Annotated in this window: 9 protein-coding genes and 1 pseudogene; 4 read left to right on the forward strand and 6 right to left on the reverse strand. The window is 71.9% G+C overall.

All coding sequences use genetic code 11. From position 1 onward, the window contains the following. The 3 genes and pseudogenes from HW578_RS18460 to HW578_RS18470 all read right to left on the reverse strand — a co-directional run. A pseudogene (locus HW578_RS18460) lies at nucleotides 1-393 on the reverse strand (DUF4139 domain-containing protein); the annotation flags it as partial. Nucleotides 394-479: 86 nt separating this feature from the next. Then, nucleotides 480-1,106 carry a dioxygenase family protein gene (locus tag HW578_RS18465; protein ID WP_198372163.1) on the reverse strand — a complete coding sequence of 209 codons (627 nt, stop codon included), beginning with the start codon at nucleotides 1,104-1,106 and terminating at the stop codon, nucleotides 480-482. 52 nt (nucleotides 1,107-1,158) lie between these two features. Continuing rightward, on the reverse strand, nucleotides 1,159-1,743 hold the full coding sequence (locus HW578_RS18470; RefSeq protein ID WP_198372164.1) for a LysE family translocator: 585 nt from the start codon (nucleotides 1,741-1,743) through the stop codon (nucleotides 1,159-1,161). A gap of 99 nt (nucleotides 1,744-1,842) precedes the next feature. Between HW578_RS18470 and HW578_RS18475 the strand changes: the two genes are divergently transcribed. After that, nucleotides 1,843-2,310, forward strand: coding sequence for a RidA family protein (locus tag HW578_RS18475; protein ID WP_198372166.1), 468 nt, complete (start codon nucleotides 1,843-1,845; stop codon nucleotides 2,308-2,310). Between the two features lie 57 nt (nucleotides 2,311-2,367). Here HW578_RS18475 and HW578_RS18480 read toward each other — a convergent pair whose 3' ends face one another. Together HW578_RS18480 and HW578_RS18485 are read right to left on the reverse strand one after the other, a co-directional pair. Then, nucleotides 2,368-3,822 (reverse strand): N-acyl-D-amino-acid deacylase family protein, encoded by a 1,455-nt coding sequence (locus HW578_RS18480; protein WP_198372168.1) that lies wholly within the window; start codon nucleotides 3,820-3,822, stop codon nucleotides 2,368-2,370. Between the two features lie 62 nt (nucleotides 3,823-3,884). Then, nucleotides 3,885-5,303 carry a phenylacetate--CoA ligase family protein gene (locus HW578_RS18485; protein WP_198372169.1) on the reverse strand — a complete coding sequence of 473 codons (1,419 nt, stop codon included), beginning with the start codon at nucleotides 5,301-5,303 and terminating at the stop codon, nucleotides 3,885-3,887. Between the two features lie 116 nt (nucleotides 5,304-5,419). On the opposite strand from HW578_RS18485, the gene HW578_RS18490 reads away from it, so the two are divergent. Then, nucleotides 5,420-5,827, forward strand: a complete 408-nt coding sequence (locus HW578_RS18490) for a hypothetical protein (RefSeq protein ID WP_198372171.1) — start codon at nucleotides 5,420-5,422, stop codon at nucleotides 5,825-5,827. A 67-nt stretch (nucleotides 5,828-5,894) separates the two neighbouring features. After that, nucleotides 5,895-7,127 carry an ABC transporter substrate-binding protein gene (locus HW578_RS18495; RefSeq protein ID WP_369407923.1) on the forward strand — a complete coding sequence of 411 codons (1,233 nt, stop codon included), beginning with the start codon at nucleotides 5,895-5,897 and terminating at the stop codon, nucleotides 7,125-7,127. 118 nt (nucleotides 7,128-7,245) lie between these two features. Here the strand turns inward: HW578_RS18495 and HW578_RS18500 are convergent, their stop codons facing one another. Continuing rightward, nucleotides 7,246-8,004 (reverse strand): amino acid ABC transporter permease, encoded by a 759-nt coding sequence (locus tag HW578_RS18500; RefSeq protein WP_198372174.1) that lies wholly within the window; start codon nucleotides 8,002-8,004, stop codon nucleotides 7,246-7,248. A 27-nt stretch (nucleotides 8,005-8,031) separates the two neighbouring features. Between HW578_RS18500 and HW578_RS18505 the strand changes: the two genes are divergently transcribed. Then, nucleotides 8,032-8,823 carry a transporter substrate-binding domain-containing protein gene (locus HW578_RS18505; RefSeq protein ID WP_198372175.1) on the forward strand — a complete coding sequence of 264 codons (792 nt, stop codon included), beginning with the start codon at nucleotides 8,032-8,034 and terminating at the stop codon, nucleotides 8,821-8,823. Nucleotides 8,824-8,917: the final 94 nt, after the last annotated feature.

Genomic DNA, 8,917 nt, shown 5'->3' on the forward strand with positions numbered 1-8,917 from the left:
CGCCACGGGCGGCACCTCGGCGGCGTCGGCGATGCGCCCGCGCGCGCCGCCGGCCTCGGCCTCCTGGCCGCGCAGCGCCGCGAGCAGGCGGATGCGGCTGTCGAAATCGTCGGGGCGCAAGGGCAGGCCGCGGAAGGCCTCGCCGGCCAGGTCGCGGGCGGGCAGGCGCAGGCCCTCCACCGTGCCGGCGGTATCGACCACGATCAGGCTGCGCAGCAGGTCGTCCACGTCATCGGTGGGGGCGCGGAAGGTGACGGAGGCGTCGGGCGCGACCTCGCCGGCGCGCTCCACCTGTGCAAGGCCGGCGGAGGACAGTGTCACGCTGCGCACCGGCAATTCGGTGGCGAGCGCCGTGGTGGCGCTCAGCAGGAAGGCGAGTGTCAGGCGGCGCATGGGCGTTGTCCTCTCCGCGGGGGGCGGAGCCTAGGCGGCAGCGGGCGGCGTGGTCCAGCGCGCGGGCGCTGCCCGCGTGAAGCGCTTCAGCCCAGCACGATGTCGGCCTGCGCGAGCAGCGCTCGCGGCTCGATGCGATCGGCCGGGATGAAGGGGATGATCACGGCGTCGCGCGCGCGGGGGTCGCGAATGGCATTCAGCAGCCCGTCGTGCGCGTTGAGCGGTTCCCCCGCGACGTAGAACTGCGTGACCAGCACCGCGCCGCCCGGCCGCGTGACCTGCACATGGATATGCGGCGTGCGGCCGGGATAGGGGGCCGGGCGCAGGGTGCGGAAGGCGTAGCCGCCGGTCGCATCGGTTATCGTGCGGCCATAGCCCTGGAAGTTAGTGTCGAAGCGGTCGGTGTCGGGCGCGCGGGGGTGGCGATAGATGCCCTGCGCGTCGCATTGCCAGATCTCGACGAGGGCGCCGGCGACAGCGTTGCCCGCTGTGTCGGTCACGCGGCCGCGCAGATGCGCCACCGTTCCCATGGCCTGCGCCGCCGCGCCCTGCACGCGCACTAGGTCGGCATCGGTGTCGGCGGGGAAGGCCACGGGGTAGAAGGGGCCGCGGGTCTGGCGCGGGGTCTCGGTGCGCTGCTGCGCGAAGGCCGGCAGCGGCAGCAGAAGGGCGGCGCCGAGCAGCGGGCGGCGCAGGATGCGGTGGTGCGTCATGCCGCCATCCTGCCAGCGATGCGCGCCGCGCGGTGTGTCGAAGTGCGACCCGTCAGACGAAGGCCGGGATCAGCGAGGCCACCAGCAGCACCGCCATGGCGATGTTGAAGCCGCGCAGCGCGCGATCGGTGCGCAGCAGGCGGGACGCGCCGGCGCCGAGCAGCGCCCAGACCAGCGTGCAAGGAAAGCCCACCAGCGCGAAGGCGCCCGCGACCAGCAGCGCTTCGCGCAGGATATCGCCATCGGGCGTGGTGAAGGTCGGGATGGCGGCGAGCGCGATCATCCACGCCTTCGGGTTCACCCATTGGAACAGCGCCGCGCCGATGAAGCCCAGCGGCGGGCGGGGCGGGCCTTCGCCCGGCGCGCCGGCGCGCGCGATCTTCCAGGCCAGCAGCAGCAGCCAGGCGGCACCGCCGCATTTCAGCGCGGTGTGCAGCCAGGGTGCGGCGGCGAAGGGCGCGGCGAGGCCGAGCCCCACGATCAGCAGCATGGCCCCGAAGCCTACCGCGATGCCCATCATGTGCGGCACGGTGGCACGCACGCCGGCATTGGCCGCCCCCGCCGCGACCATCAGCACGTTCGGCCCCGGCGTGACCGACATGGCAATGGCGAAGCCGAGCAGGGCGAGGTGGTCCATGGGGCGATGTTAGGTCAGTGTTGCTGACATTCATCTGCGCTCTTGCCGGGGCGGCGTTGCGCGTGTCGCATGGCGGGGTGGTTTCTGGAGGGATGTGCGATGGCCGAGGATACACCCGAACAGCGGCTGGCGGCGCTGGGATTGACGCTGCCGCCGGTGCCCAAACCGATGGGCAGCTACGTGCCCTGGCGGCGGGAGGGGGACATGCTCTGGACCTCGGGGCAGGGCCCGCGGCGGCCGGATGGCGTGCCGGTGCGCGGCAAGGTGCCGACCGAGATGAGTGTCGAGGACGCATATGGCTATGCGCGGATGGTGGGCCTCGGCCTGCTGGCGGCGGCGGCGGAGGGTGCCGGGGGCCTGGCGAAGCTGCGCTGCGTGAAGGTGCTGGGCATGGTGAATGCGACGCCCGACTTCACGGATCATCCCAAGGTGATCAACGGGTGTTCGGACCTGTTCCTGGCCGTGCTGGGGGAGAACGGCAAACACGCGCGATCGGCGGTCGGCTTCGTGAGCCTGCCCAACCAGATCCCGGTGGAGATCGAGGCGATCTTCCGCGTGCTCGATTGACGGCGGGGTCCGGGGTGACACTGTCACCCCGGCGGGGGTTCGGGGGCGGCGCCCCCGTCACACGCGGTTGCGCGTGACGAGCCTGCCCGGCTTTTCCCCGGTCGCGCCCTTGCCGGCGACGTAGGTCGGTGTTCCGTTGGCCCAGACTTCCTCGATCCCCTCGCTGGTTTGCTTCGGGTCCTCGAAGGTCGCACGGTCGATGACGGTGTCGGCGTCGAACAGCACCAGGTCGGCATAGGCGCCCTCGCGGATCTCGCCGCGGTCGATCATGCCGAACAGGTTCGCCGTGCGCCCCGTCATCTTGTGGATGGCGGTCTCCAGGCTGAACAGCCGCAGCTCGCGCGCGTACAGCCCGAGCACGCGCGGGAAGGTCCCCCACAGCCGCGGATGCGGATGCGCGTCGTGCGGGATGCCGTCCGATCCGATCACCGACATCGGATGCGCCATGATGCGGCGGACGTCTTCCTCGTCCATCTGCCAGGTGACCTGCCCCGCGGGCAGCAGGCGTTCGGCCGCCTGGCGGATGTCGGTGTTCCAGCCGCGCGCGATGTCGCTCAGGTATTTCCCCGCCATCTCGGGGTGCGGGATCGACCAGGTGATCATCACCTTCACGTCCTCGCGCAGCCGGTCGGGCATCAGCACGGTGGACCCGGCCGGGTAGGGGTACATGTCGAAGAACATGTCCTGCGTCTGGTTGATCGCCTCGATCAGCGGCAACGTCTGGGTCGAGCGCCCGTAGTTCTCCGGCATCGAGCACTTGTGGTGGCTGACCCAGACCGGCACGCCTACGCGCTTGCCGATCTTCGCCGTCTCCTCGATCGAGGCCAGCACGCGGTCCGCCTCGTCGCGCATGTGGGTCACGTAGATGCCGCCCATGGCGCGCAGCGGTTCGGCCACCGCGATCACCTCCTCGGTCGTCGCGTGCATGTTGGGCGGGTAGTACAGGCCCGTGGAGAAGCCCGACGCGCCCTCGGCCAGCGAGTTCTTCACCCGCAGGCGCATGTGCTCGATCTCGGAATCCTTGGCCGGGCGCATCACGTCGCCGTCCATGGCCTCGACGCGCATGGTCTGGTGGCCGACCAGGGCGTAGGTGTTCACCTCGGAGCCGCGCTTCTTCAGCTCATGCGCGTAGTCGCCGAAGCTGTCGAAGCGCCACCAGCCCTCCTCGCCGATCAGGTCGAGCGGCGGCGGCGGCTTGCGGCTGAAGCGCGCGGGCGAGAGCGAGACGCCGCAATTGCCCACCACCACGGTGGTCACCCCCTGGCTGATCTTGCAGGTCATGCACGCCGGCCCGCACATCACCGCGCGGTCGTCATGGGTGTGGGCGTCGATGAAGCCGGGCGCGAGGGCGCGGCCATTCGCCATCACCTCGCGATCCGCCGAGGCACCGCCGAGGTCGCCCACCGCCACGATGCGGTCTCCGGTCACGCCGACATCGCCGCGCCGGCGCGGCCCGCCCGTGCCGTCGAAAATCGTCGCATCGCGGATGATGAGGTCGCAGCGCAGCGCCATGGTGGCCATTCCCGATCGAGGTCAGTGTCCGATGATGGCCCGGACGCGGCGCGCGCGGAAGGTCAGGGCGCGTCGGGGATGTCGCAGACGAAGTCCTCGGCCTTGCCGGCGGCGCTGCGCGGCAGCTCGGCCAGCGCCTGGACCGTCACCGCGAAGCCCTCGCCGAACTTGGCGCGCGCCCAGCCGGCCGCGGCGGCGGCCTCGGCCTCGGTCAGCGGGCCGATTGCGACGATCTCGAGCCGCAGCGCATCGATCGCGGTCTGCACGATCCGGTATTGCCGCAGCCCCGGCACGGCGGCCACCAGCGCGCCGAGGTCGCCCGATGACAGCAGCGGCCAGCGCCGTCCCCCGCCCGGCAGGCGCAGCATGTTCTGCCGCCGCCCCAGGATGCGCGTGAGAACCGGCATCCCGCGCCCGCAGGGGCAGGGCGGGCCGACCTCCGCCGCGTCGCCGATGTCGTAGCGGACCAGCGGCATGGCCAGGTTGTGCAGCGGCGTGACCAGCACGCGGCCGGTCTCGCCCGGGGCGCAGGGGCGGCCGTCGTCATGCTCGACATCCACGCGCACGCCCTCCGACTGGACATGGACGTGCGGCGGGTGGTCCGGGCATTGCAGCGCCAGGTAGCCGGCCTCGCGCGTGCTGTAGATGTCGATGACGGGCACGCCCCAGGCGGCCTCGATCGCGGCGCGCGCGGCCGGGCGCAGCGTCTCGGCGATCGCGATCACTTGGCGCAGCCGCGGCAGGCGCAGCCCCGCCGCCCGCGTCTCGGCCGCGAGCCGCACCAGGATGGAGGGATGCGAGAGCAGGTAGTCCGGATCCTGCCGCGCCAGCCATTCCGCCTGGCGGTCCGCCGGCGTGGTGACGTTCAGGCTGACCAGCCGCCCCGATTCGAACAGTCCGGCACCGGAGAAACCCCAGCCCTGCTGCGAATCGCCATCGGGATACGCCGCCTTGCCGTGGCCGCTCTCGCGGATCACGGCCATGGTCCCGGTCAGGTCGCGGCGGTGCCACAGGTGGTCGCGCATCGTGAAGGCGCTCCAGGCCAGTTCCCAGACCTGGCTGCGCACGGCGCGCACCGGCCGGCCGGTGGAGCCCGAGGTGAAGACCTCGCGATACTCGCCATGGCCCGGTGGCAGGCGATGCGCGAGCATCGACTCGCTGGCATCGGCGGCCTGGATCTCGTCGCGCGTGAGCACCGGGATGGCGCGCCAAGCCGCTTCCCAGGCCGCGGCATCGCCGGGATCGGGCAGCGCGGCAGGCAGGCGCGTGGCGTAGAAGGGCACCTCGGCGCGGGCATGCTCCACCAGCGCGGCCAGCTGGCGGCGCTGAGCGCGGGCGATCCGCTCCGCCGGCCACCATTGCGTACCCTCCAACTGGAACAGCAGCGCCAGCAGCGCCGCGCCCGGCGCCGACGGCAGTGCCGGCCAGGCGATGCCGGGCATGGCCGAGACCACGTCGATCGGCGGCCGGTCATGATGCATGCGGGTTCATCTCCTGATATCGTGTCCGACGGATGACAAGACTGCCATGAAGCGGCCATGGCAGGATGAGACCCGAGAAGCTTGGCGTCGAACATGCGCAACGGGAGAGACAGACAGTGATGCGACCTTTGGCGATCAGCGCCGTCCTGCTCGGCGTGGCGCATGTCAGCTTCGGCGCCACAGCCATGCCTGCCGCCGCGGCGGAACCTGCCGACGGCACCGGCGTCACGCTGGTGCGCGCCGGGGCGAGCCCCTTCCTCGAGGTGCCCGACACAAGCCAATCCGTGCTGCTGCCCGTCGGCGATGGCGGCGAGGGCGGCCGCGGCCGCTGGCGCCGCGGCCATCCGGGCCATGGCTGGGGGCCGCCGCCGGGTGCCTATTACTACGCGCCGCCGCCGCCGCGGTACTACCGCCCGCCGCCCCCGGTCTATTACGCGCCGCCGCCGCGCGCCTACTACTACGCGCCGCCGCCGCCCGTGTACTACGCGCCGAGCCCCGGGGTGAGCCTCAACTTCCGCTTCTGACGCCGCGCTTGCATCGCGGCGCGTCGCCCGTGAAGCTTCGTCACCACGAACGAACACGGGGAACGCCATGATGCCTTTCAACCGCCGCCAGGTGCTGGCCGGCGCCGCCGGCGCCATGCTCGTCGGCGGGCCGCGCGCCCGTGCGCAGGACCAGGTGATCCGCATCGGCGTGCTGGCGGATTTCTCCGGCCCCTATCGCAGCACCTCGGGGCCGACGAGCCTCGCGGCGGCGCAGCAGGCGGTGGAGGATCTCGGCCTCGCGAGCCGCGGCGTCCGCGTGGAGGTGCTGCAGGGGGACCACCAGAACCGCCCCGACGCCGCCCTCGCGCTCGCCCGCCGCTGGATCGACCAGGACGGCGTGGACATGATCTGCGAGGTGAACAACTCCGCCATCGCGCTGGCGGTCGCGAACCTCGTGAAGGAAAAGGACAAGGTCCAGCTCGCGTCCGGTGCGGCGACCTCGGCGCTGACCGGCGCGCAGTGCAGCACCCACACGATCCACTGGACCTACGACACCTGGATGTTCGCAAACGTGGTCGGCGGCGCCACGGTGCGATCGGGCGGGGAGTCCTGGTACTTCATCACGGCGGACTACGCCTTCGGCCACCAGCTGGAGCGCGACACCGGCGGCTTCGTGCAGCGCGCCGGCGGGCGCGTGCTGGGCGCGGCGCGCTATCCCTTCCCGGGCACCACGGATTTCAGCAGCTTCCTGCTGCAGGCGCAGGCGTCGCGCGCGAAGGTGGTGGGCCTCGCGATGGCCGCCGGCGACATGGTGAACTGCGTCAAGCAGGCGCATGAGTTCGGGCTGACGCGGCGCGGCCAGCAGCTCGCGGGCATGATCATGTTCGTGCAGGACATCCGCGGCATCGGGCTCGAGGCCGCGCAGGGCATGGTGATGAGCGAGGTCTTCTACCACGACCTCAATGATCGCACGCGGGCGCTGGCGGCGCGCATCCTGCGCCGCACCCCCGACAACATGCCCAACCAGGAGCACGCCGGCACCTATTCCTGCTGCATCCACTACCTGAAGGCGGTGGCCGAGGTGGGCGTCGCCCGCGCCAAGCAGTCGGGTGCCGCGGTCATCGAGGCGATGAAGCGCATGCCGACCGACGACGACGCCTTCGGCCCCGGGCGCATCCGCGAGGACAATCGCAAGATCCACCCGGCCTACCTGTTCGAGGTGAAGGCGCCGTCAGAAAGCCGTGGGTTGTGGGATTTCTACAAGCTGCGCGCGACCGTGCCGGCCGAGGACGCCTTCCGCCCCGTGGCCGAGGGCGGCTGTCCCCTGGTCAGGACCTGAGCCGGGAGCAGGACGACCCGACCGGATGGCCTCATCCGGTCGGATCTGCCCTGCCGCAGGACCCGGGTTCCGGCGCGGCGTGCCGCCGCGCAGCGCCTCCACGGGCGCGGAACTGCCGCTACCCCGGCATGCCCTGGCGCTGGTCCGCGCCGAGCCGCCGCTCGAGCCGCCGCACCGCCCAGGAGATCAGCAGGATCAGCGCCAGGTATTCCACCACCAGGATGGTGTAGATCTCGAGCGGGCGGAACACCGTCACCACCAGCTCGTTCGCCCGGCGCGTCAGCTCCTGGTAGCCGATCACGCTCGCCAGCGAGGACATCTTCACGACATAGACCAGCTGGTTGCCGATCGGCGGCAGCACGCGGCGGATCGCCTGCGGCAGCACCACGAAGCGGTAGCGCTGCCAGCCATTCAATCCCAACGCCTGCGCGGCCTCATGCTGGCCGCGCTCGATCGACTGGATGCCGGCGCGCAGGATCTCCGCCTCGAAGGCGGAATCGCACACGGCAATGGCCAGCATCGCGGCCGCGAAGATGCCGATGCGGATGTCGAGCACCACCGGCAGGCCGTAGAAGACCCACAGGATCATCACCAGGATCGGCACGGCGCGGAACAGCTCGACCCACACCCGGTTGAACCAGCGCAGCGCCCGCCACCGCGCGAAGCCCGCCAGCGCCACCGCCAGGCCCAGCGCCAGCGACAGCGCCATGGCAGCGAGCGAGAGCGACACCGTCGCCCACAGCCCGTCCAGCATGAAGCGCAGGTTCGCCTGGCCGCGCGGGTCGGCCGGGTTCACCACATGCCAGCCCCAGTTGCCGCCGCAGCCGGCCAGCAGCAGCAGCGCCGGCAGGACGCCCAGGCGCCGCCATGGCATCATGCGCGCCACCCTTCCGGAGGCACGCCCATGTTTCGCCGCACCCTGCCCGCCGCCGCGCTTGCCGCCGGCACCATCGCCATTCCCGCGCAGGCTCAGTCCGGCGCCGGGCGCCTCGCCGCCGTGCAGGCGGCCGGGCGCATCCGCATCGGCACCACCGGGGACTTCAACCCGATGACCTTCCGCGACCCGGCCTCGCGCGAGTACCGCGGCCATCAGATCGACTGCGCGCAGCAGCTGGCGCGCGAGATGAACCTGCGCGCGGAGTTCGTCGCCACCGATTGGCGCACGCTCATCAACGGCCTGCAGGCCGACCAGTTCGACGTGGTGATGACGGGCACCTCGATCTCCGTGGCGCGCGCCATGGCGGCCGCCTTCACCCTGCCATGGGGGCGCACCGGCTTCATCCCCCTGGTGCGCCGGCGCGATGCGACGAAGTTCGCGGGCTGGGAAGCGCTGAACGCGCGGGGTGTGACCATCGGCACCACCCTCGGCACCACCATGGAGCAGTTCGTCCAGCAGGCGCTGCCCAATGCCACACTGCGGCGTGTCGAGAGCCCGGCGCGCGACTGGCAGGAACTGCTCGGCGGGCGCGTCGATGCGGCCATGACCAGCGTGATCGAGGCCGCGTTCCTGACGCGCGAATACCCCGACCTGGTGGCGATCCTGCGCGACCAGCCGCGCAACCCGATCCCCATGGCCTTCATGGCGCCGGCGGGTGACGCGCAGTGGCTGCGCTTCCTCGATACCTGGGTGACGCTGCGGACCGAGAGTGGCTTCTTCGCCGAGATGGCCCGCAAATGGGGCCTGGCCGAGGCCTGATCAGCGCCGCGCGCGCACCGCGATCCGCGCCGGCACCAGGCCCGGCGCCACGCGTTGGCGGCGCCCGCCGCGCGGCGCGTCGTCGCGCCCGTCC

This window comes from Roseomonas rosulenta (assembly GCF_016106005.1).
In the GTDB taxonomy this organism is placed as follows: domain Bacteria; phylum Pseudomonadota; class Alphaproteobacteria; order Acetobacterales; family Acetobacteraceae; genus Neoroseomonas; species Neoroseomonas rosulenta.

Excerpts from the sequence above, each read along its gene's own strand:
- HW578_RS18465 (WP_198372163.1), bottom strand. The coding sequence starts at position 1,106 with ATGACGCACCACCGCATCCTGCGCCGCCCGCTGCTCGGCGCCGCCCTT.
- HW578_RS18470 (WP_198372164.1), bottom strand. The coding sequence starts at position 1,743 with ATGGACCACCTCGCCCTGCTCGGCTTCGCCATTGCCATGTCGGTCACG.
- HW578_RS18475 (WP_198372166.1), top strand. The coding sequence starts at position 1,843 with ATGGCCGAGGATACACCCGAACAGCGGCTGGCGGCGCTGGGATTGACG.
- HW578_RS18480 (WP_198372168.1), bottom strand. The coding sequence starts at position 3,822 with ATGGCGCTGCGCTGCGACCTCATCATCCGCGATGCGACGATTTTCGAC.
- HW578_RS18485 (WP_198372169.1), bottom strand. The coding sequence starts at position 5,303 with ATGCATCATGACCGGCCGCCGATCGACGTGGTCTCGGCCATGCCCGGC.
- HW578_RS18495 (WP_369407923.1), top strand. The coding sequence starts at position 5,895 with ATGATGCCTTTCAACCGCCGCCAGGTGCTGGCCGGCGCCGCCGGCGCC.
- HW578_RS18500 (WP_198372174.1), bottom strand. The coding sequence starts at position 8,004 with ATGATGCCATGGCGGCGCCTGGGCGTCCTGCCGGCGCTGCTGCTGCTG.
- HW578_RS18505 (WP_198372175.1), top strand. The coding sequence starts at position 8,032 with ATGTTTCGCCGCACCCTGCCCGCCGCCGCGCTTGCCGCCGGCACCATC.